The organism is Microbacterium sp. ZW T2_14, assembly GCF_044987405.1.
Lineage (GTDB): Bacteria > Actinomycetota > Actinomycetes > Actinomycetales > Microbacteriaceae > Microbacterium.
In genome coordinates, this window is sequence record NZ_JBJDRK010000009.1 from 59,984 (window position 1) to 79,815 (window position 19,832).

Below are 19,832 nucleotides of genomic sequence, written 5' to 3' on the forward strand. Positions count from 1 at the left end.
GCTCAGGCGCCGACGAAAAGATTCACGTACCACCGGCCGACGGCTTCGCCGGCGAACACTCCCGTCCAGGCGCCGAGGATCATCCACGGGCCGAACGGGATGGCGGTCTTGCGTCCGGCGCGCCGCAGGAGCAGCAGTGCGATGCCGAACACTCCCCCATACAGGAACGCGGCGAACGCGCCCACGGCCAGGGCTCCCCAGCCCAGCCACCCCAGATAGATGCCGATGACACCGGCGAGCTTGACGTCTCCCCCACCCATCCCGCCGCGTCGCACCGATCGCAGCAGGAAGTAGAACACGTACAGCACGGCCATGCCGATGCCGGCGCGCAGCAGCAGATCCCATTCGTCGGTGAGCCACGCGACGATGGTGAACAGGATGCCGGCCACCAGGTAGCTCGGCAGCACGATGCTGTTCGGCAGCCGATGCGTGTCGAGGTCGATCAGTGTGAGCACGATCGAGATGGCCGCGAAGTACAGGAACGCGACGATGACGAGCGCATACGCCCACACGCGGGCGGGTTCGACGACGCCGTCCCACTGCGGTGAGGCGAGGTGCGTCACCAGCGTCTCGCCCCCGGGGCCGCGGTACACCGCGACGCCCCACCAAGTGACGACCGCGAACGCGAGGCCGGTGAGAGCCTCGACGATCGGATACCGCGGCGAGATGGGCGCCTTGCAGTTCGCGCACTTGCCGCGCAGGGCGATCCATCCGAACACCGGCACGTTGTGCCAGGGCTTGATGGCCGCGTCGCAGTGCGGGCAGCGGCTCTCGCGCATCAGCGAGATGCGCGCCGGCACGCGGTAGGCCACGACGTTGAGGAACGACCCGATGAGGAGGCCGAAGATCCCAGCGACGACGGCGAGGAAGAGGGCGAGTGACGTCATCCGCTAGCGCTCTGTCTGGAAGAAGAGGTTGTCGAGACGTGTCACGGTGTTCGAAGGGTCGAAGATGCCGCCCGTGCCCTTGATTCCGCAGCTGATCGTCGGGAGCGTCGGCGCCCACGACATCGGCATGCACGTGAAGGTGCCGCCATTGAGGTGGAGTCCGTCGCTGCCCATGTACAACTGACCCGACATGGTCAGCGACATGGTGGTCCCGATTCCGCACGCGCTGTATATGAGCGTCCGCACGTTGATCGTCGTCCCCGCGGTGAACTTGTCCAGCGACGATGACGAGCAGGCCGGCGGCCTTCCGTCACTGCCATTCGGGTCGAGGTGCACGACCATCAGTTGCGGTCCCGTGGCCATCGTCGTAGTGACGGGCCGCGAGATCGTATCGGTGAGCTCCAGGTCCATCTTCTCGCTGGCGGGAACGAGGATGACCACGTCGCGCGCCAGCGTGACGTTACCGGGCGCCACCTTGATGCCGCTTCCCCCTGCAGGGCAGCCCGTCATGTCGATGACCGCACGGGTCCCGCTAACGCTGAGAACAGCCTGGAGTTGCGTGGTTGTGCACACCGTCCCCGCGGGGGGCGCAACCACAGGGAGCGCCGTAGAACTCCATGACGTACCTGCGGTCAACTCGATCCACGCCGTTGCATCGAAGACCTGAGCGAGTGTCGGCGAGATCACCGGCGTCGGCTCTCCGGTGATAACGGGCACCGCCGTGACGCCGTCGAGCCTTCGCCAATCGGCCGGAACGTGGTCCACCATTGCGAGATGGGTGCGGAAGGACCCGTTCACGGTGCCCTTGCCGTTCTTGGTGTCGATGTTGCCGGCCGCGTAGACGTCGCCGCCGACCGTGATGCCGTTGACGTTGAGCTTGATCTGACCCGTCACCGAGATGACGTCACCGCCGACCGTGAACTTCTTGTTCTTGATCTCGATCGTGTCGCGCGTGTACACGCTGCCCGTCACGGTGCAATCGTCGGTGATCGTCAGGCCTCCGCGCAGCACCCACAGATCGCCGTCGATGGCCCCTGTCGCCCCGTTGTTGCACTGGTAGTCGCCTTCGCGAATGACGAGGTCACCGGTGTAGGTCGACTTTGTGGCCTTGAACGCACCCTCGAAGAATGCAACGGTGCCGGACGGAGTTGTGGCAGGCCCGTGGTACCACGGGTAGACGGCGTCGATGGTTGCTTCAGCGTCGTCGGTCCCGGTGCCCGTGGACCGGATGAAGACCCATTTCGTCGTTGCACTGGGGCACGTGGCGGTGACGCCCGCCGAGTCCCAGGCAGCCGGTCGAACGGCGAGGTCCGTGGAGCGGATGGAGTAGGAGTACTTCGGGCTGGAGCCAGGGGGGGTGCTTGCCGACATCGCGACGGCGCCACAGTTCAGCCCAGTGGTCGAGATCGCACCCTTCAGGGAGGCGACGGCGACGTCTCGTCCAGACTCCGCGGCGATGAAGGCCTGGGTGCGGTCCTTGTTGTCGGCGTTCGCACCGATCGTGAAGACGACGGAGGCGGCGATGGTCGCAGCGACGATGAAGCCGATGAACATGACGACCACTACGGTGACGAGCACCGCGCCGTCGTCCTCGGGGCGTGCACCCTTGCGCTGCTGAGTCCTGCGCAGCCGGTCATTCACCAGCATCCGGCGCTCCCTGTGTCTTGGATCGACCTTGGCGCGATGTCGGCAGCAAAACTAACCGGCGCCGCATCGGTCGTGATCGTGAACGTGTACGTCAGTGAGTTGGCCGCCGTGCGCACGAAATAGGGCGTGGACCCCTGCTTCGTGATCCCCGTCTGCCAACTTGGCCACGCGGTATTCGGGGACGTGAGGATCCCGGGAGCTGTGGTGAACTGCGCTCCGGGGTCGGTGAGGCGAAAGCCCTGGCATTTCAGGTTGCCTCCGAGCGAGGTGCTCACCCGCAGCACCGTGCCGCTCTCGGTCACCTCGAAGTAGAGCGCGTTCCGCATTGCGCGCTCGATCGTCGACGAGACCAATTGGCCGCGATTCGTGGCCTGGGTCACGCTGGTCACTTGCTCCTGCGTTCGCCACGAGTTTACGAAGATGGTCGCGATCGCGATGACGACAATGCCGCTTACAACAAAGGCGACGATCAGCTCGATCAGACCGAGTCCGTCGTCGTTCGTGCGGGCGCGTGGAGTCATGGGATGTAGATGAGCGCGGTGCTCGTAGCGAGAGTGCGACCCTCGCCGACGATGTTGACGGTGAGTCTGGCGGTTGCACCGGGATTGCAGCCGGTAACCGTGCTTGTAGACGCGGAGATTGATACTCCCCGGCCATCGGTCGCCGCGGGGCGCGAGGCGATCGCTCCGAGATATGGACAAGTTGGAGTCGCTCGGGCGTCGTCGATGATCGAGTTCATGTACCGCGTGGCTGTCGCAGTCGACGCCTGCTGCGACGACAAGACGACTCCCTGCCAGAGGGCGGGAAGAATCGCTACCGCAATGATGCCCAATAGGAACATCGCGATAACCACTTCGACGAGACTGAACCCCGAAGCGTCCGCGCTACGACCCCTCATCCGCTCACCTCCCCAAGTGGCAGAACCCCGCATGCAATGATGCCATGACAGGGCCGGGGCTGTCGTCCCGGCCCTGTCATGGCTGCGGCTGATTAGCAGGCCGGCCCGGAGCTTGCTGAGTAGTCGGTCGCGCGATCGAACGTTGCCACTGCGCAGACGGAACTGATGGCGGCTCCGGTCGCAGGCTGACCCGTCAGCGTGATCTTTGCGTCGCCAGTCTTGTACGGAGTCACAGGCTCGTTGTTGGCCAGCTGGGCAGTCCACTGCGTCGCGGCGGATGCTGCAACCGCCTTGGTCGCGTTCTCCTCGGCCGTGGCCTGAATGCTGCCAAAGACCGGAATGGCGATGGCAACCAGGACGCCGAGGATGACGACGACGACGATGAGCTCGATGAGCGAGAAGCCGGCCTCGCGGCCCTCCTCCTCGCGGCGGGCCTTCTCAGCCTCGATGTAGTTCTTGATGAATGCACGCATGGCGCAGTGTCTCCCCAGTGTGTGAAATGAAAGGTCAGCTCCGACCGGCCGGCACAGCAAGTACCGGTTCACATGTAACCCCAGTAACGAACTCCCAGACTCCGTCAGAGCTGGGTTCGAGACACGCGCCCAAGCACGAATCCCCTCCCGCTCTCGAGCATGACCGCGCCGACCTGCGACGTCAATGCGCGCGCATGCAGCGTTCCCCTAAGAAAGCCTCAGGACAACACACCAGCGCCCCGTTCGGGTGTCCGCGTCGGCGTTCCTCGGGAAAGCTATCGCCAGACATGGGCGAATCCCAGTGCCGGGGGTGGTCGGGTGATTCGTCTCGGTGTACAGGCGCTCCTGTTGCAGGGAACCGGCTTCGCGGCGGAGTCCGCCGGGGCAGCGGTGCGTGAGCTCCAGATGTAGCCGCGCCGCAACGAGAAACGGGGAATCAGGATGACGATGTTGCGCCTCCGCCTACCCGCGGCAGCTCTCGCGCTGCTCGCGTTCGTCGCACTCTCCGCGTGCGCGCCACAACTCGCATCGTCGCCCGAGGGTTCCGGCGTTCCGCCGAACCCGCCGGCGGACACGACCGAGGCCGCCGGCGTCACCTTCGTGTCCGTCGTCGATGGCGACACGATCGAGACCAGTGCGGGCACCGTGCGCATCATCGGGATCGACGCGCCGGAGCGGGGCGAATGCGGTCATGACGAGGCATCCGTCGCCATCGGGACGCTGCTCTCCAACGGCGCCTCGATCACGCTGCAGCTTCCTGAGGGCGAGAACGATCAGGACCAGCACGGGCGGCTGCTGCGGTATGTGAGCACTGACGCCGGCGTCGACCTCGGATTGATGCAGGTGCAGGCGGGCAACGCCGTCGCGAGGTACGACTCGTCCGACGGATACCCCGCGCATCCGCAGGAGGCCGACTATCACGCGGCGCAGCTCGCCTCGCTCGGGCCGGACGGCACCGTCATCGCGCTGGGCTGCGACGTTGCGGCCGCACCCCTTGTCGCACCACCAGCAGCTGTCGCGCCGCCCTCGGCGGTGGCACCGCCGGCCGACAACCGGTGGTGGGAGAAGTACACGTCGTGCACGAAGCTCAAGAACAACGGGCTCGGCGACCCGATCGGCCCATTCAATCGCGACGACCCCGCCCAGGCGGAGGCGTACGACTGGTTCGCGAATCGCACCGGCAACAACGGCGACGGTGAGGGCGACGGCCTGGCCTGCGAGTAGGTCTCGCTCCCGGTGGCCAGGTGTCCGCCGCGGGTCCGGTCGACGACTTGCGGACGGGAAAAATCACGGTGCCGCCGGAACGACATCGCGCCGGGCCAGGGCGAACGGCAACCGGTCGAAGACGATGCGGAGCTCGACGATCCTGCCCTGCTCCACCCGGTAGAGCTCCGCGCCCGGGGCGCTCGCAATCGTCGCGGTGGAGGTGTCGTACATAAGGAGCGCCTCGACGTCTGTTCCGTAGCACGCGAGCACCTGCGACCCTGTGAGCGAACCGGCGAACGGCCCCATGAAGGCGCGCAGGGCTTCGACGCCGCACATCGCGCCGGCGGGCGCATGGCACATCACGTCCTCGGCCACGCGAGACATAGCTGCCTCGAGGTCGCCGGCGGTCCAGGCGCGGTGGTAGTCGAGCGCCGTGTCGACGGCGGAGTGGCTGGTCTCGGTCATGAGACTTTCCTTTCGACGGGGACGCCACAGCCGGCGTCATGGATATAGACACCGCGCTGCACCGGATCGGAACGCACGGCGTCGATCCTGCCAAGATGGGCCGCGTGACTTCGGCGACGTTGATCGCCGCCCAGGCGGGCGACGGGGAAGCCTTCGCCGCCCTCGTCGAGCCGTATCGACGAGAGCTGCACCTGCACTGCTATCGCATCCTCGGGTCGCTGGACGACGCCGACGACGCGATGCAGGAGGTGCTGCTCGCCGCATGGAAAGGCCTGCCCGGCTTCGAGGGGCGCTCCTCGGTGCGAACGTGGCTGTACCGGATCGCCACCACGCGCTGCCTCAACACGGTTCGGGGCCATGCCCGTCGTCCGCGACTCGAGCCCGTCCCGCCCTTCGACCCGCCCACGCCGTCGAAGGCGTTCGACGTGCCGCACCTGCAGCCCTATCCTGACGCGCTGATCGACGAGCTCGATCCGTCCCACCGGGCAGCGGCTCGCGAGAGCATCGAGCTCGCGTTCGTGACCGCTCTTCAGCGCATGCCACCTCGCCAGACGGCTGCGCTCATCCTCTGCGATGTCCTGGATTTTCCCCTCCGCGAGGCGGCCGGCATCCTGACCACCAGCCCCACTGCCGCGAAGGGTCTGCTGCAGCGTGCGCGCGCGTCCGCGGCCCCGTTCGAATCGAGGGATGCCACGGCTGCGGACCGGGATGTCGCTCGGAGGTTCGCCGTGGCCTACGCCCAGGACGACGTGGACGGGGTCATCAGCCTGCTCACCGACGAGAGCTGGCTGGCGATGCCGCCGGCGACGGAATGCTACGTCGGGCGGGCGGCCATCGGTGCGTTCCTGCGCGCCAGTGCGGCGGGACGACCGGGCGGCCGATACGAACTCGTGGAAACCTCCGCGGCCGGACGGCCGGCCTTCGTCTGCTACCTGCAGAAACGAGCGCGAGGTCTGCTCGTGATCACGCCATCCGCCGATGGCACGGCGATCGCGTCGATCATGCGATTCCTGGACGACGGCTTGCATCGGCACTACGACCTGCCCGACGTCCTTGACTGATCGCGATCGGGCGGTTGGTCAAGGCACCACCATGGGCGACGGCATCCGTCATGCCGGCTCGAAGTCATCGGGTGCGGCCAGCGGAGTTCGCGACCGTTTCTCGTATTTATGTTCTATATTCGGGCCGGATCCGGTAAGCTCGACTTGTGAATGTTTCTTCGGATGTCGATCCCGATCTGGAGTGGCGCGCCGAACACTCCGACGACTGGCGCTTCGCACCAGATCCCCGGGACTTCGCCGAAACCGACCCTCAGATCGCTCTGGCAGCCCTCGCGGCGAGTGGCGAGGCTCACACGGTCGCAGTCGCCGAGCTCGAGGCGTTGACGGTGCGCACGCGCATGCTGATCGCCGATCAGTATCACGCCATCTCGATGGTGTTGACGGATGCCGCGGCCTGCCCCGACCCGTGGGTCGGGGCCGATCCCACCCTGGATCCCGCGTGGCGTGACCCCCAGGATCGTTCGATCTCAGCAGTCCGTGCCGAGCGCTCCGAGATCGCTGTGCGCTCCGCGGCGCTCGACCTCTCGATCCGGCTCGGTCTGTCGGAGCAGATGATCCGCAATCGCGCCGCCTATGCCGACACCCTTCGCGACCGTTGCCCCCGGCTGTGGGCGGCATTCCGCGCCGGAGGCGTATCCGAGCAGAACGCGGTCACCGCGGCACAGCAGGCGGCGACGCTCCCCGACCGCAGCCCCGACAGCTGGGCGCGGTTCGACGAGATGCTCGCCACCGCGGCGCAGACGCTCACGCCGGGCAAGTTCCGCCTCCGTGCCCGCGTGGTGCGTGAGCGTGTGCACCCCGAGCACATCGACGAGCGCCATCAGCGCGCAGCCGACGACCGCACCACCTGGCTGACCAACGATCCAGACGGCATGGCGACCTACACGATCTACGGTCGCGCCGCAGACCTCCACTCGGTCGATCGCCGCATCGACGCACACGCCCGGCACCTGCGCGCACAATCCGGCGAAGAGCGCACCCTCGCGCAGCTGCGCGCCGACGTCGCGGTCGAGCTCCTGATCAACGGCGAGACGGCCCTCACTGCCGGGACCGGCCCGCGCGGCCGCGCTTCGGTCGCGGTCACCGTCCCTGTCCTGACGCTCCTCGGCCAGAGCGACGAGCCCGCCACCCTCCACGGCTACGGTCCGATCGACACCGACACGGCCAGGCGATTCGCGGGCGAGGCGTCCAGCTGGGTCCGGATCCTCACCCACCCGATCACCGGGACCGTTCTCGACGTCGACCGCACCACCTACCGGGTTCCGAAAGCGCTGAGGCGGTGGCTCGGAGTGCGACAACCGGTGTGCATCGCACCCGGTTGCACGCGGCTCGCCCCGGAATGCGACATCGATCATCGGCTGGATTGGCAGTATGGCGGCACCACCTCCGACGCCAACAACGATCCGCTCTGCAGACCACACCACGTGATCAAGACCAAGAGCAGGATGAGGCTCTACCGCGACGAGAAGACCGGCGCCAAATGGTGGATGACCCCCACCGGACTCGAGGTCGCCGTCGAACCTGCGCCGTTCTGAGCTGTCACTCGAACCAGCCGTCGTCGACTCCGGTCCTTCCGCGCGGCCGTTCAGGGTCGTCGTCGAGCCGCCCCTTCTGAGCGGTCGTTCAGGGTCGTCGTCGAGCCGCCCCTTCGGAGAGGCCGTTCAGGGTCGTCGTCGAGCCCGCCGCTCTGAGCGGCCGTTCGGGTCGTCGTCGAACCTGCCCTTCCGAGCAGCCGTTCGAGATCGTCGTCGAACCCCGCCTTCTGAGCGGCACGCAACGGCACCCGCGCCTGCTGACCGGACTCAGCCGTCCAGCACCTCGAGCCGGACAGTCACCGGGCCGCCGTCGACGAGCTGCTCGGCATCCCGCACGGCCTTCTTGAGGGGTAGCACGTACGACTCCGTCTCCGCCAGCGGGAAGATCGACGTGCTCCACTCGCTGCCGCCGATGCGCGCGCGGACGCGCACCGACCCGAATCCGCGATACGGGCGCGGGATCTCGCGGATCTCCGCGCCCAGTTCGGGCGGGACGGCGGTGAAGAACCATGAGGAGTCTGCCCGCGCCGCCCAGCGGAACACGTCGCTGTCGAACTCGATGATCACCCTGCGACGCTACCCTCCGTCTGCGACACCCCTCACAGATGCTCCCCCGGCGGCCCGCCGTGCCGATCCACAAGGCGCTGCAGGCAGCTCGACCAGCCGTCGACGTGCTGGTCGCGCTCCTCGCCGCTCGCGAAGCCGGAGTGCCGCACGATCACGCGGGTCGCGGCATCCGCTGCCGGCTGCAGGTCGATCTCGACGTCGGTCGCGTGCTCCTCCCCTGCCCATCGCCAGGCCAGCCGCAAGCTGCGCGGCGCTTCGAACGTGAGCACCGTCGCCTCGACGGCGAGGTCGGCAGGCACCGACCTCACCTCCCAGCGGCCCAGCTCGCGCAGCTCGACGACGGCGGTGGTCTCGAAGCGGGGTGGCCAGAACCATTCGGCGAGCAGGTCGGCGAGCGTGAACTCCCGCCACACGACATCGACGGATGCCGCGACCAGCGCCTCTTCGGTGAGCTCGTGCATGCTGACACCGTACGCCGAGGCTCCCCCATAGGATCAAGCGCATGTCGAACGCGCGCCCCCGGCCACCCCTCGCTACGCCGGACCGCCCCGGCCGCGACCTGTCGAAGCCGCTTCCGCCGGCGCTCAGCTGGATCACGCTCCTCGTCTTCGCCGCAGCGTTCGCGGTCACCTGCTTCGTGTTCGGGCTCGCGTGGTGGGTGCCGGCACTCTATGGCGCCATGAGCCTCGTGACGTTCGCCGCGTACGGGATCGACAAGTCCGCCGCCCGCCGCAGTGCAGGGCGCGTCCCGGAGCAGACCCTGCTGCTGCTCGGACTCATCGGCGGCTGGCCCGGAGGGCTCGTCGCGCAGCAGCTCTTCCGACACAAGACGCGCAAGCGCTCGTTCCGCCGGGCGTTCTGGGGCACGGTCGCAGTGAACATCCTCGTGCTCGCCGCGGCCGTGTACGTCGTCGCCGGCCCGCCCCTGTTCTGACACCACCCGCCGGCGATTTCTCCGCGCCGTCGCGAGAAGCGACCCGGGGGCGGGGTATTCGGGTTACTCCACCCTCGGGTCGCCGTTCCTTCTCGCGTCGGGGTGGATTCGTCATCGCCGAAAACCCCTCCCACCCGGAGGCTAAGGCCGTACCGAGCGGCGACGGCCGGGGGTTGACAAACGTGCGCCGACCGCGCTGGGCATAGCGCGGGGAGCAGACTGTTGCGACGGCATCAACCCGCGAGCCCTGCCGCCATGTCAGCGCCGGCCGGCAGCCGCGGCGTCAGCCCCGGTCCGCACCCGCTGCGTCCACGCCGGCCCGCAGCTGCGGCGTCAGCCCGGCCCGCACCCGCTGCGTCCGCGCCGGCCCGCAGCCGCGGCGTCAGCCCGGCCCGCACCCGCGGCGTCAGCCCGACCCGCACCCGCTGCGTCAGTGCCCGCACTCCGCCGTCAGGTCAACGGCCGTACCCGGCCGCCCAGTCGTCGCCGTCGGGAACCCACTCGGCCGAGGATGCCGTACCCGCCGACGGCTCTGCACGGCGCCACTTGGCGCCCTCCGGCCAGCTCACCGCGAAGGTCGAGGCGACCTTGAACACCCGGCGCGACAGGCCCGACAGGGTCTGCACCGGGCGAGCCGATACCGGCATCCGCAACTGCGGATCGTAGCGCACACCGTCGGACGGCCGCAGGCGGATGGTCAGATCGAGGTCGTCGTGGATGCGGGCGTTCTGCCGGTCGACGTGCTCGCGCACCCGCTCCCATACGCGTGCCCGCATGGCGAAGTTCGATCCGAACACCAGCGGGATGCCGAGCCACTTCTTGATCCAGTAGTGCCCGCCGCCGATGTACCAGCGCTCGCCGAGGTAGTTCTGCAGCGGCGTGCCGCCGTAGAACTCGGCGCCGCCGGTGAGGACGCCCAGCGTCGGGTCGGAGACGAACGCGCGCACCAGCCGCGCGATCCAGTCGGGGTGCGGGCGCGAGTCCGCGTCGAGACGCGCGATGATGTCGGCTCGCTCGAGGGCCTCGTCGTAGCCGCGCGCGGCTGCCGGCCAGATGCCGACCGACGACTCGTGCAGGACGACCGCGTCGTGAGAGCCGGCGACGGCGGCGGAGGCATCCGTGCTGGCGTTGTCCACGACGATCACGACGTCGGCCGGGTGCGTCTGCGCGGCGAGCGCAGCCAGGCACGCTTCGAGATACTCCGCATCATTCCGGCACGGGATGACCACGGCGACGCGAGGGGCGAGGGGCACATCGTCACCCTACTCCCGCGCTGTCGGCGGGCGGCGCTAGCCTGCCGACATGGACGGACTGCGCGTCGTACCCGCCAATGAGGCGTCGTGGGACGACCTGCAGGCCGTCCTCACGGGCGTCGCCGGGCGCTGCCAATGCCAGCGTCAGCGCCTGGGTGATCGCGACTGGTGGTACATGCCCGAATCGGAACGCGGCGCCATCCTGCGCGCGGAGACCCACTGCGACGACCCGCGGTCGACGGAGACGATCGGCATCGTCGCCTATCAGGACGACGAGCCGGTCGCCTGGTGCGCGGTGGACCGGCGCGGCGTCTACGGACGCGTCCGGGGGTCGCCGGTTCCGTGGCAGGGACGTGAGGAAGACCCCGACGATGACACTGTCTGGGCCATCCCCTGCATGATCGTGCGCAGGGGCTACCGCCATCAGGGCCTCACGTATCCGCTCGTGGCCGCGGCGGCGGAGCACGCGCGCTCCCGCGGCGCATCGGCCGTCGAGGGCTACCCGCTGCTGACCGGCGGCGGCAATGTCAGCTGGGACGAACTCAACGTCGGACCCGTCGGACCGTTCCTGGCGGCCGGCTTCCGCGAGGTGTCGCATCCGACGAAGCGGCGACTCGTGGTGCGGCTCGACTTCTGACGACCCGGCAACCGCTCTCCTGACATTGAGGCTTGAGACCGCTCCCACGTTTGGTTACAGTCCGGTAAGTGAGCGGCAGCCGCCGCGGTCATCCCTCAACGGAGAGGACTCTCCCATGCCCGCCCCCGTTCCCCGCCTCCTCGTGCCCGGCGCCCGTTCCGGGCGCTCCGGGCCCTCCGGTTCCTCCCCTCGCCGCCGCACCGCGCGCATGGCCGCCCTCGCCACCGGCACGGCGCTCATCGCGACCGCACTGCTCGCCGCCCCCGCCGAAGCGGCCCCGCCCCGCGCGGTCGACGCGTTCCACCCGGACTTCGGTCCGAACGTCACCATCTACTCCCCCGACACCCCGGTCGCCGACATCCGAGCCGATCTCGACGCCCTGCACGCGCAGCAGGTCGACGCCGAGATGAGCACGGAGCGCCAGGCGGTCTACTTCCTGCCTGGCGACTACGGCTCGGCGGCCGATCCCCTGCAGGTGAAGGTCGGCTACTACACCGAGATCGCGGGCCTCGGCGCCTCGCCCGAAGACGTCACCGTCCACGGCGCCGTCGAGGTGTACAACCGGTGCCTCGCCGACGGCGGTACCGGCAACTGCCTCGCGCTCGTCAACTTCTGGCGCACGATCGCGAACCTGTCGATCGACATCCAGGCCGCAGACCGCGGCTGCCGCAGCGGCGCCGACTTCTGGGCCGTGTCGCAGGCCGTCTCCATGCGGCGCCTCGACGTCTCGGGCGGCAACCTGTCGCTGATGGACTACTGCACCGCCGGCCCCCAGTACGCGAGCGGCGGGTTCATCGCGGGCTCGCGGCTGCCCACCGTGATCAACGGCTCGCAGCAGCAGTGGCTCATCCGCAACAGCGAGGTCGCGAACTGGACGAACGCGGTCTGGAACCAGGTGTTCGCCGGTGTCGTCGGCGCCCCCGACGACGCGGCGTTCCCCGACCCGCCGTACACGACGCTCGACACGACGCCGGTCAGCCGCGAGAAGCCGTTCCTGTACGTCGACGACGACGGGCGCTACAACGTCCGCGTGCCGGCCGCGCAGCACGACTCACGCGGCGTCAGCTGGGCCGATGGCGAGACGGCGGGTCGCAGCATCCCGATCACGGACTTCTACATCGCCACCCCGGCCGACTCGGTGAAGGACATCAACAACGCCCTCGCGCGCGGCCAGCACCTGATCCTGACGCCCGGCGTGTACGACATCGCCCAGACCATCAAGGTCAAGCGCGCGAACACCGTGGTGCTCGGACTCGGGCACGCGACCCTCACCGCCGTGGGCGGTGCGGTGCCGCTGGAGGTGAAGGATGCCGACGGCATCGTGGTCGCGGGCGTCACGATCGACGCCGGCACCGAGCTGTCTCCGGCGCTGCTGCGCGTCGGCGCCGCCGACAGCGACAAGGTGCTCGACCCGGCGAACCCGATCACGCTCAGCGACGTGTACTTCCGCGTCGGCGGGCCGCACATCGGCAAGGCCACGACGGCGCTCGAGGTGAACGCCGACGACGTGCTGATCGACCATACGTGGGTGTGGCGCGGCGACCACGGCGTCGAGGGGTTCACGAACGGCGTCAACGGCGACACCGACCGGTGGCAGACCAACACCGGCACGAACGGCGTCATCGTCAACGGCGACGACGTCACGGCGACCGGTCTGTTCGTCGAGCACTTCCAGACGTACAACACGCTCTGGAACGGCGAGAACGGCCGCGTCGTGCTCTACCAGAACGAGCTGCCGTACGACCCGCCGACACAGGCCGACTGGACGCAGCCGAACGGCACGCTGGGCTACCCCGGCTACAAGGTCGCCGACGACGTCACGACGCACCGGCTCGACGGCGCCGGCGTGTACGTCTTCAACCAGAACAACCCGTCGATCCTCACGGCCAACGGGTTCGAGGTGCCGGAGACGCCGGGCGTGCAGCTTCATCACATCATGACGGTGAACCTGTCGGCCGGCACGATCGAGCACGTCGTGAACGGGGTCGGCGGTCAGGCCGACAGCGGCAACACCGGCACGCCGCAGTTCGTCGTGGACTACCCGCTGCCCTAGTGCGTGGACAACGGATGCCTCGGCCCACGCGACACGCGGGGTCGGGGCATCCGTCATCCTGTGCGGCGCGGCGGATCGGATCTACCATTCGAGCAACGCCCACGCAGCGTCGCGCGGGCCTTCGGGAACGGAGAACGCCATGGCCGCTGTGGAAGAGCAGAGCTGGACCGGATGGGTGATGTTCGGCGGGATCGTCATGATCATCGCGGGCGCGTTCGACGCCCTCCTGGGATTGACCGCGATCCTGCTGCCTTCGAACGAGTACCTGTTCGTCACGGATGAAGCAGTGATCCTGCTCGACGCAGCCGGCTGGGGCTGGTGGCACCTGATCATCGGCGCCGCCATCGTCCTGGTCGGCATCTTCGTGCTGCGGGGCGCCACCTGGGCGCGCATCGTCGGCGTCGTGCTGGTCTCGATCAACGCGATCAGCCAGCTGGGCCTCCTCGCGGTGCAGCCGCTGTGGTCCCTCATCATGATCCTGCTGGACATCATCGTGATCTTCGCGCTCATCGTCCACGGGCGGGAGATGAAGCGCACCTGACGCTCAGGAAGGGCCGGATGGCGCACGGATGCCTCGGCCCGGCGAGTCACGCCGAGCCGGGGCATCCGTCATCCGAGCAGGATCACCAGAGCGGGTGGATGGCCTCACGCAGGTCGCGGTCGTAGACAGCGCGCACGAGGCGGTCGAACGCGGCGAGGTCGAAGCCCGTCTCCGCAAGGGAATCGTCGAGCAGCGCGGCGGCGTCGGCGTTCGCCGCGGCCTGGCGCACGTTGCGCGCGCCGGGGATGACGCTCGTCACGCCGGGCTGCGCCGCGATCCAGGCGAGGGTGGCGGCGGGCAGCGGAACTCCGTCGGGCAGCGCAGCCGCGAGCTCGGCCGCCGCGGCGACACCGGTCTCGAAGTCGACGCCCGAGAAGGTCTCGCCGCGGTCGAACGCCTCGCCGTGACGGTTGTACGTGCGGTGGTCGTCGGCGGCGAACGTCGTCTGCGCCGTGTACTTGCCGGAGAGCAGCCCCGACGCGAGCGGCACCCGAGCGAAGATGGCGACGCCCGCCGCTTCGGCTGCCGGCAGCACCTCATCGAGCGGCTTGAGGCGGAACGGGTTGAAGATGATCTGCACGTTCGTGACGTTCGGCCGGGCGATCGCGGCGAGCGCCTGCGCGCAGGTCTCGACCGACACGCCGTACGCGGCGATGGCTCCGGAGGCGACGAGGGCGTCGAGGGCGTCGTACGTCGCGTCGGCCTCGATCACCGCGGTCGGCGGGCAGTGCAGCTGCACGAGATCGAGCGTGTCGACGCCCAGGTTGGTGCGCGAGCGGTCGGTCCACGCGCGGAAGTTCTCGGGCGTGTAGTTCTCGGGCTCCTGCGCCAGGCGCCGGCCCATCTTGGTCGCGACGGTGATGCCGTGATCCGGACGTGCGGCGAGGAACCGGCCGATGATCGACTCGCTCCGCCCGTCGCCGTAGACATCGGCGGTGTCGAACAGGGTGACGCCGTTGTCGACGGATGCCGCGAGCACCGCGGTCGCGTCCTCCTCCGACACCGCGCCCCAGTCGGCGCCGAGCTGCCAGGTGCCGAGGCCGATGGCCGAGACCGAGCGTCCGGTACGGCCGAGTGCGCGCTGCTGCATGAGGATCCTTCGAGTGCGGAGCGAGGGTGATTCCAGCATCCCACGGCACGCCGACGCCGACGCTGCCGGCGATGAGCCCGGCGACGAGCTCTACCGGCTACCGGCAGGCGCCGGTCCGCGCAAGTCCGGTACGCACCGTCAGGGCAGCGGGTACTTTTGCCTGCGACCCACCTCTGGAGGCCGCCATCGCCGAGCACACTCCGCGGCTGCGCCGCGCCGTCTCGTACACCGCGCGACTCGCCGATCAGCCGCGCCTGCTGCTGGCCATCAAGACCTCTCTGGCGGCGGTGCTGGCGTGGTATCTGGCGCCGCTCATCCCGTTCACCGAGGACCAGTACTCCTACTACGCACCCCTCGGCGCTCTCGTCACGATGCACCCGACGATCGCCCGCTCCGCGCAGGTGGGCGTGCAGGTCCTGGCGGGACTCGCCCTGGGCATCGCGCTCAGCCTGTGCGGCATCGCGGCGCTCCGACTGGGGGTTCCGGGCGGCGTCGTGCTCGGTGTCGTGATCGGCGTCGGCGTGCTGCTCGGCGGCTGGCGGGTGCTCGGCGCCGGCGCCGACTGGGTGGCGCTGGCGGCACTGTTCGTGCTGCTCGCGGCCGGGGGCGATCCCGAGGGGTTCTCGATCTCGTACCTCGGCACGACGGCGTTCGGCGTCGTGGTGGGCATCGCGGTGAACCTCATCGTCGTGCCTCCCCTGTACCTCCGCCGCGCGAGCGAGCGGCTCTCGGCGCTGCGCGACGCCGTCACGACGCTGCTGCGGGACGCCGCCGAGGCGGTGGCCGACGACCGGCTGGATCCCGACCGCTTCCGTGCCGCGCTAGACGATCTCGGCCGCACGCGATCGGCGGTGACCGAGGTGGTCGACGAAGCCGACGAGAGCGCTCGCGCGAATCCTCGCCGCCGGCGCCACCAGGAGGAGCGGGAGGAGAACGCGCGCCGCATGGCCGCTCTCGAGCGCACGGCTTTCCTCACCCGTGAGCTCATCGACCTGCTGGTCGAGCTGCAGGCCTCCGACGACGTCACGTTGACCGATACCGTGCGCGACCGCCTCGCCCACGCGATCCGGGAGTCCGCCGACCTCATCGCCACTCCGCTCGGCGACCCGGGAGCATCGGACCGCTTCCGCGGCGCGAGTGAGGCCCTCGCCGAGTACCAGACCGCGCTGGGCACCCCCGCGGCCGGCAGCCGTACCGAGCTGGCGGCGGGCGCAGCGGTCGAGCTGTGCCTGCGCCGCATCATCGACGTCACTCGACCGTTCGTCTGAGCGGGATCGACGTCGGGGTCACCACACGCCCGCGATCTGCGGGCTCGCAGTTCTCAGGGGTTGACGATCACGGGCGTTCCGAGCGGCAGCTCCGAGAGCTTCGTGATGGCCGTCGGGTCGACCCGGAGGCACCCGTTCGAGATCGGCCCCGAACGGGCGTCGTGATAGTGGAAGGCCACGACCGCGGCATCCGCTCCCCCGAAGCCGTCGAGGGTCGGCGACTGCACCGACAGATAGACGATGGGGTGCCCCCGCGTGTACCCGTACTCGGGCACCACCCGCGTCGTCATGATGAACGAGCGCCCGAGCGGCGTCGGCGTGCCCTCCTGACCCCACCCGAAGTCGGTCGCGATCCGCTCAGCCACGCCCGCGCGGACGATGTCGATCGTGCGGGCGGAGATGCTCACCACGACGCTCGCGTCACTCGGTGCGAGCTGCACATCGCCCTTGCGCAGCCAGCCGGTGACCTGGGCGGGGTTTCCCTGCGACGGCACCGCCTGGCGGCCGGTGAGGAGCACCCTCACCCAGTGCTCCTGCTCCTCGACGACCGGCACCGCGGTGCCGTCGTACGGGAACTCGTGCGGGAGGTACGCCACCGGCTGCCCGGTCGGGTCGGCCCAGATCGGCGCTCCGATACCGAGCGCGACAGCCTGCTCGGGCAGCGGCGTCGTGAACGCGGCATCGTCGACCGGCAGGCCGGGAACCACCGCGAACACGTTCACCTGCGGCAGCGTCGCCACGTCGTAGGCGGTGGTGTTCGCGGCGAACCCGGTCGGCGTGGGGGTCGGCGTGGGCGTCGGGGTGGGCGTGGCGCTGGGTGCCGCCGTCACCGAGCGGGTCGGCGACGGCGAAGGAGCGGATGCCTCGGTCACCGGCGGCTGCAGCAGCCACACCGCCGCGAGACCGCCCGCGATCAGGACAGCGGCGATCACCCCGAACAGCCACGCGCGCCGCGGACGACGCGACTGCGCCTGCGGCTGCGGCGCGTCGGGCTCGACCGCACCAGAGCCGTCTGTCTCGGCATCCCCCATTCCCCCATCGTCGGTGTCGAGGGCGGATGCCGCAACCGCACGCCGGTCGTTAGCCTGAGGCGGTGAGCACCGATGAGGAGACCCGTCCCCCGATCCGGGTGCTCGGCATCATCGGCGCCGGTCGCGTCGGCCAGGTGCTGGCGCGCCTGGCGACCGCCGCCGGATACCGGGTACTCATCGCCGGTTCGGGAGATCCCGCCCGCGTGGCCGCGACGATCGGGGCGGTGGCTCCGGGGGCCGTCGCGGCCGAGGCATCCGTCGTCGCACGTGACGCCGATGCCGTCGTGCTCGCGCTGCCGCTGCCGCAGCACCGCACGCTGCCCGTCGAGGCGCTCAACGGAAAGCTCGTGATCGACGCGATGAACTACTGGTGGGAGGTCGACGGACTGCGCGCCGACCTCGGCGACCTGCGCACCTCGACGAGCGAGACGGTGCAGCGATTCCTGCCGCGGGCGCGAGTGGTGAAGGCCTTCAACCACATGGGCTACCGCGATCTCGACGAAGAGGCGCGCCCCGCGGGCTCCCCCGGGCGCAAGGCCATCGCCGTGGCGGGCGACGACGCGGCCGGCGTGGCCGCCGCTATGAGTCTCGTCGACGATCTCGGCTTCGATGCGGTGCACGCCGGTCCCCTGGCGGCGGGCATCATGCTGGAACCGGGGGCCGAAGCCTTCGGCGCCGACGTCGATGCGGAAGAGCTGCGCGCCATGCTCGACCGCTTCCCCACGTCGCAGCGCGGAATCGTCGTCGCCCGAGCCCGTGCGGCCGCAGCGAAGACGGATGCCGCATCCTGAGCCTCAGCGGCGGTGCAGGATCGCGCGGATGCCGGCGTCCAGGGCCGCGGCGAGCGCGATGGTGGCGAGATACACGGCGAGATCCCGCATATCGAAGACCGTGCCGAGCACGAGCATGACCGGCGGGAACCGCGCGCCCCACGCGAGCGGCAGGCCGGTCACCTGGAAGAGCTCGACGGCCGTGCACCACACCGCAGCGATCACTCCCGCAGTGATGGGCGGCAGCCGCGGCGCGATCAGCACCACGGCCAGATAAGCGGCGACGGCGTAAAGAGCGTCGCCGGCGATGTCGGTGGCAGCCGAATCCGGCAGCGCGCCATGCACGAGCAGACCGGCCGCGACCGTGAGGATCAGCAGCACGCCCGCTGTCACCCTGCGGGGAACGCTCGACGGCGCGCGCGTGCCGATCTGCTCCTGCGCGCTCACGCGATGACCCCCGCCGCCCGGGCGGGCTCTGCATACGCCGCCGCGAGGGTGGCGACCGTGGCGTGCGCGTTGAGGCCGCTCGGGTTGGGCACCACCCACAGCTCGGCACCGCCGAGGCGCTCCGGCTGACGGCCGGCGACCGCGCGGGGGCGCTCGAAACCCTGCCGGTAGGCGGTGAGGCCGGCAACGGCGACGACGCGGGCGTGCCAGTCCCCGACATCCCGTGCCAGCCGCTCCGCACCCTCGCGGAGTTCGGCGCGGCTGAGTTCGTCCGCGCGGGCGGTGGCCCGGCGGACGACGCTCGAGATGCCGATGCCGGCGTCCAGGATCATCCGCCGGTCGGCCTCTGCCATGCCGTCGGCGTCGATCTGCGGCGTCCGCGGAATGATGCCGGCCGCGACGAGCGCCGGATAGAAGCGATTACCCGGATGCGCGAACGGCACACCCGTCGCCGCCGTCCACAGCCCAGGGTTGATCCCCACGAACACGAGCCGCGGATGCGGCGGCATCAGATCGGGGATGCTCCGGCCGCGGTACGACTGCAGCTCGGCGCGCGTGAAACCCATGCGTCCAGTCTCGCGCACCGCGCTGCCGGCCGATTCTGATCAGCGCGCTCCCCGTTCCTCCAGGTGGAAGTCGTTCGAGCGCGACCCGTCGGGGCGCGTGGTCTCCTGGTAGACGAACTGGTCTCCGCGCTCGTCGAACGCCGCGAACCACTCGTCCCAGGTCACGGCCCGCAGGTCTTCCAGGTCGTTTCCGAAGTCGAAGTCCAGACGCAGCTCGCCGACGATGCCGTCGCCGTCCTCGCCGCCGACGGTCGCCGGGGTCGCGTGGCGGTCTTCGGCCCATCTGCGGATCACGTCGTGATCCGTCGTGGCGGTGTACTCGTGCGCCTCCGTCGTCGCGCCCGACATCGCGCCAGACATCGCCGTCGGCGTCTCACCGGGCGTGACACCGCTCGTCGCATCTCGCGTCGCACCCGTGCCCGCGCCGGTCATCGCGTCCCCGGCGGTCGTCTGCCCCGGGTTCCGCGGATCCTCTGCATAGCCGCTCATGGCGTCCTCCTCTG

Annotated in this window: 23 protein-coding genes; 9 read left to right on the forward strand and 14 right to left on the reverse strand. The window is 69.6% G+C overall.

The annotated features are described in order from the left end of the window. Nucleotides 1–2: 2 nt before the first annotated feature. From ACI3KY_RS05050 to ACI3KY_RS05070, 5 genes are read right to left on the reverse strand one after another with little or no spacing between them, the layout of a single operon-like run. The gene (locus tag ACI3KY_RS05050) at nt 3–887 is read right to left on the reverse strand and encodes a prepilin peptidase (protein ID WP_404929111.1); all 885 of its coding nucleotides are present in this window, start codon (nt 885–887) and stop codon (nt 3–5) included. A gap of 3 nt (nt 888–890) precedes the next feature. Continuing rightward, on the reverse strand, nt 891–2,534 hold the full coding sequence (locus tag ACI3KY_RS05055; RefSeq protein WP_404929112.1) for a hypothetical protein: 1,644 nt from the start codon (nt 2,532–2,534) through the stop codon (nt 891–893). After that, nucleotides 2,525–3,055, reverse strand: coding sequence for a hypothetical protein (locus ACI3KY_RS05060; protein WP_404929113.1), 531 nt, complete (start codon nt 3,053–3,055; stop codon nt 2,525–2,527). Before ACI3KY_RS05060 ends, ACI3KY_RS05055 begins: the two co-directional genes overlap by 10 nt. Continuing rightward, nucleotides 3,052–3,465 carry a prepilin-type N-terminal cleavage/methylation domain-containing protein gene (locus tag ACI3KY_RS05065; protein WP_404929114.1) on the reverse strand — a complete coding sequence of 138 codons (414 nt, stop codon included), beginning with the start codon at nt 3,463–3,465 and terminating at the stop codon, nt 3,052–3,054. The genes ACI3KY_RS05060 and ACI3KY_RS05065 overlap by 4 nt, the downstream gene beginning before the upstream one ends. 59 nt (nt 3,466–3,524) lie before the next feature. Beyond that, entirely contained in the window at nt 3,525–3,905 is a 381-nt protein-coding gene (locus ACI3KY_RS05070) for a prepilin-type N-terminal cleavage/methylation domain-containing protein (protein ID WP_404929115.1), read from the reverse strand. Nucleotides 3,906–4,346: 441 nt separating this feature from the next. Here ACI3KY_RS05070 and ACI3KY_RS05075 point away from each other — a divergent pair, with 441 nt between their 5' ends. Beyond that, complete coding sequence (locus ACI3KY_RS05075) at nt 4,347–5,129, forward strand: thermonuclease family protein (RefSeq protein WP_404929116.1); 783 nt, start codon at nt 4,347–4,349, stop codon at nt 5,127–5,129. Nucleotides 5,130–5,192: 63 nt separating this feature from the next. On the opposite strand, the gene ACI3KY_RS05080 is transcribed toward ACI3KY_RS05075, so the two are convergent. Continuing rightward, entirely contained in the window at nt 5,193–5,576 is a 384-nt protein-coding gene (locus ACI3KY_RS05080) for a nuclear transport factor 2 family protein (RefSeq protein WP_404929117.1), read from the reverse strand. Between the two features lie 95 nt (nt 5,577–5,671). On the opposite strand from ACI3KY_RS05080, the gene ACI3KY_RS05085 reads away from it, so the two are divergent. After that, a complete protein-coding gene (locus ACI3KY_RS05085) occupies nt 5,672–6,637 on the forward strand; it encodes an RNA polymerase subunit sigma-70 (RefSeq protein WP_404929118.1) in 966 nt (321 codons plus the stop codon). A 146-nt stretch (nt 6,638–6,783) separates the two neighbouring features. Further along, on the forward strand, nt 6,784–8,172 hold the full coding sequence (locus tag ACI3KY_RS05090; protein ID WP_404929119.1) for a DUF222 domain-containing protein: 1,389 nt from the start codon (nt 6,784–6,786) through the stop codon (nt 8,170–8,172). 267 nt (nt 8,173–8,439) lie between these two features. On the opposite strand, the gene ACI3KY_RS05095 is transcribed toward ACI3KY_RS05090, so the two are convergent. Then, nucleotides 8,440–8,739, reverse strand: a complete 300-nt coding sequence (locus tag ACI3KY_RS05095) for a DUF1905 domain-containing protein (RefSeq protein WP_404929120.1) — start codon at nt 8,737–8,739, stop codon at nt 8,440–8,442. A gap of 32 nt (nt 8,740–8,771) precedes the next feature. Continuing rightward, nucleotides 8,772–9,200, reverse strand: a complete 429-nt coding sequence (locus tag ACI3KY_RS05100) for an SRPBCC domain-containing protein (protein WP_404929121.1) — start codon at nt 9,198–9,200, stop codon at nt 8,772–8,774. A gap of 41 nt (nt 9,201–9,241) precedes the next feature. On the opposite strand from ACI3KY_RS05100, the gene ACI3KY_RS05105 reads away from it, so the two are divergent. Then, nucleotides 9,242–9,673, forward strand: coding sequence for a DUF1294 domain-containing protein (locus tag ACI3KY_RS05105; RefSeq protein WP_404929122.1), 432 nt, complete (start codon nt 9,242–9,244; stop codon nt 9,671–9,673). Between the two features lie 455 nt (nt 9,674–10,128). Here ACI3KY_RS05105 and ACI3KY_RS05110 read toward each other — a convergent pair whose 3' ends face one another. Beyond that, entirely contained in the window at nt 10,129–10,926 is a 798-nt protein-coding gene (locus ACI3KY_RS05110; protein ID WP_404929123.1) for a glycosyltransferase family 2 protein, read from the reverse strand. A gap of 49 nt (nt 10,927–10,975) precedes the next feature. Here ACI3KY_RS05110 and ACI3KY_RS05115 point away from each other — a divergent pair, with 49 nt between their 5' ends. The 3 genes from ACI3KY_RS05115 (at nt 10,976) to ACI3KY_RS05125 (ending at nt 14,157) form a co-directional block, all read left to right on the forward strand. Next, nucleotides 10,976–11,563 (forward strand): GNAT family N-acetyltransferase, encoded by a 588-nt coding sequence (locus ACI3KY_RS05115; RefSeq protein ID WP_404929124.1) that lies wholly within the window; start codon nt 10,976–10,978, stop codon nt 11,561–11,563. 115 nt (nt 11,564–11,678) lie between these two features. After that, the gene (locus ACI3KY_RS05120) at nt 11,679–13,616 is read left to right on the forward strand and encodes an adenylyl cyclase (protein ID WP_404929125.1); all 1,938 of its coding nucleotides are present in this window, start codon (nt 11,679–11,681) and stop codon (nt 13,614–13,616) included. A gap of 139 nt (nt 13,617–13,755) precedes the next feature. Beyond that, a complete protein-coding gene (locus tag ACI3KY_RS05125; RefSeq protein ID WP_404929126.1) occupies nt 13,756–14,157 on the forward strand; it encodes a hypothetical protein in 402 nt (133 codons plus the stop codon). Nucleotides 14,158–14,239: 82 nt separating this feature from the next. Here the strand turns inward: ACI3KY_RS05125 and ACI3KY_RS05130 are convergent, their stop codons facing one another. Further along, a complete protein-coding gene (locus ACI3KY_RS05130) occupies nt 14,240–15,247 on the reverse strand; it encodes an aldo/keto reductase (protein WP_404929127.1) in 1,008 nt (335 codons plus the stop codon). Nucleotides 15,248–15,273: 26 nt separating this feature from the next. Between ACI3KY_RS05130 and ACI3KY_RS05135 the strand changes: the two genes are divergently transcribed. After that, nucleotides 15,274–16,515, forward strand: coding sequence for an FUSC family protein (locus ACI3KY_RS05135; protein ID WP_404929128.1), 1,242 nt, complete (start codon nt 15,274–15,276; stop codon nt 16,513–16,515). A gap of 53 nt (nt 16,516–16,568) precedes the next feature. Here the strand turns inward: ACI3KY_RS05135 and ACI3KY_RS05140 are convergent, their stop codons facing one another. Further along, nucleotides 16,569–17,546, reverse strand: coding sequence for a L,D-transpeptidase family protein (locus ACI3KY_RS05140; protein WP_404929129.1), 978 nt, complete (start codon nt 17,544–17,546; stop codon nt 16,569–16,571). 62 nt (nt 17,547–17,608) lie between these two features. On the opposite strand from ACI3KY_RS05140, the gene ACI3KY_RS05145 reads away from it, so the two are divergent. Beyond that, a complete protein-coding gene (locus ACI3KY_RS05145) occupies nt 17,609–18,337 on the forward strand; it encodes an NADPH-dependent F420 reductase (RefSeq protein ID WP_404929130.1) in 729 nt (242 codons plus the stop codon). 3 nt (nt 18,338–18,340) lie between these two features. On the opposite strand, the gene ACI3KY_RS05150 is transcribed toward ACI3KY_RS05145, so the two are convergent. From ACI3KY_RS05150 to ACI3KY_RS05160, 3 genes are read right to left on the reverse strand one after another with little or no spacing between them, the layout of a single operon-like run. After that, nucleotides 18,341–18,763: a DUF2809 domain-containing protein gene (locus ACI3KY_RS05150; protein WP_404929131.1), complete on the reverse strand. Its 423-nt coding sequence runs from the start codon at nt 18,761–18,763 to the stop codon at nt 18,341–18,343. Continuing rightward, nucleotides 18,760–19,329 (reverse strand): mismatch-specific DNA-glycosylase, encoded by a 570-nt coding sequence (locus ACI3KY_RS05155; protein WP_404929132.1) that lies wholly within the window; start codon nt 19,327–19,329, stop codon nt 18,760–18,762. Before ACI3KY_RS05155 ends, ACI3KY_RS05150 begins: the two co-directional genes overlap by 4 nt. A 39-nt stretch (nt 19,330–19,368) precedes the next feature. Then, nucleotides 19,369–19,818: a hypothetical protein gene (locus ACI3KY_RS05160; RefSeq protein WP_404929133.1), complete on the reverse strand. Its 450-nt coding sequence runs from the start codon at nt 19,816–19,818 to the stop codon at nt 19,369–19,371. Nucleotides 19,819–19,832: the final 14 nt, after the last annotated feature.

Bases quoted from the DNA above. Each gene is read 5' to 3' on its own strand.
- ACI3KY_RS05050 (WP_404929111.1), bottom strand. From the start codon at position 887: ATGACGTCACTCGCCCTCTTCCTCGCCGTCGTCGCTGGGATCTTCGGC.
- ACI3KY_RS05055 (WP_404929112.1), bottom strand. From the start codon at position 2,534: ATGCTGGTGAATGACCGGCTGCGCAGGACTCAGCAGCGCAAGGGTGCA.
- ACI3KY_RS05060 (WP_404929113.1), bottom strand. From the start codon at position 3,055: ATGACTCCACGCGCCCGCACGAACGACGACGGACTCGGTCTGATCGAG.
- ACI3KY_RS05065 (WP_404929114.1), bottom strand. From the start codon at position 3,465: ATGCGGGGTTCTGCCACTTGGGGAGGTGAGCGGATGAGGGGTCGTAGC.
- ACI3KY_RS05070 (WP_404929115.1), bottom strand. From the start codon at position 3,905: ATGCGTGCATTCATCAAGAACTACATCGAGGCTGAGAAGGCCCGCCGC.
- ACI3KY_RS05075 (WP_404929116.1), top strand. From the start codon at position 4,347: ATGACGATGTTGCGCCTCCGCCTACCCGCGGCAGCTCTCGCGCTGCTC.
- ACI3KY_RS05080 (WP_404929117.1), bottom strand. From the start codon at position 5,576: ATGACCGAGACCAGCCACTCCGCCGTCGACACGGCGCTCGACTACCAC.
- ACI3KY_RS05085 (WP_404929118.1), top strand. From the start codon at position 5,672: ATGGGCCGCGTGACTTCGGCGACGTTGATCGCCGCCCAGGCGGGCGAC.
- ACI3KY_RS05100 (WP_404929121.1), bottom strand. From the start codon at position 9,200: ATGCACGAGCTCACCGAAGAGGCGCTGGTCGCGGCATCCGTCGATGTC.
- ACI3KY_RS05105 (WP_404929122.1), top strand. From the start codon at position 9,242: ATGTCGAACGCGCGCCCCCGGCCACCCCTCGCTACGCCGGACCGCCCC.
- ACI3KY_RS05115 (WP_404929124.1), top strand. From the start codon at position 10,976: ATGGACGGACTGCGCGTCGTACCCGCCAATGAGGCGTCGTGGGACGAC.
- ACI3KY_RS05120 (WP_404929125.1), top strand. From the start codon at position 11,679: ATGCCCGCCCCCGTTCCCCGCCTCCTCGTGCCCGGCGCCCGTTCCGGG.
- ACI3KY_RS05125 (WP_404929126.1), top strand. From the start codon at position 13,756: ATGGCCGCTGTGGAAGAGCAGAGCTGGACCGGATGGGTGATGTTCGGC.
- ACI3KY_RS05130 (WP_404929127.1), bottom strand. From the start codon at position 15,247: ATGCAGCAGCGCGCACTCGGCCGTACCGGACGCTCGGTCTCGGCCATC.
- ACI3KY_RS05140 (WP_404929129.1), bottom strand. From the start codon at position 17,546: ATGGGGGATGCCGAGACAGACGGCTCTGGTGCGGTCGAGCCCGACGCG.
- ACI3KY_RS05155 (WP_404929132.1), bottom strand. From the start codon at position 19,329: ATGGGTTTCACGCGCGCCGAGCTGCAGTCGTACCGCGGCCGGAGCATC.
- ACI3KY_RS05160 (WP_404929133.1), bottom strand. From the start codon at position 19,818: ATGAGCGGCTATGCAGAGGATCCGCGGAACCCGGGGCAGACGACCGCC.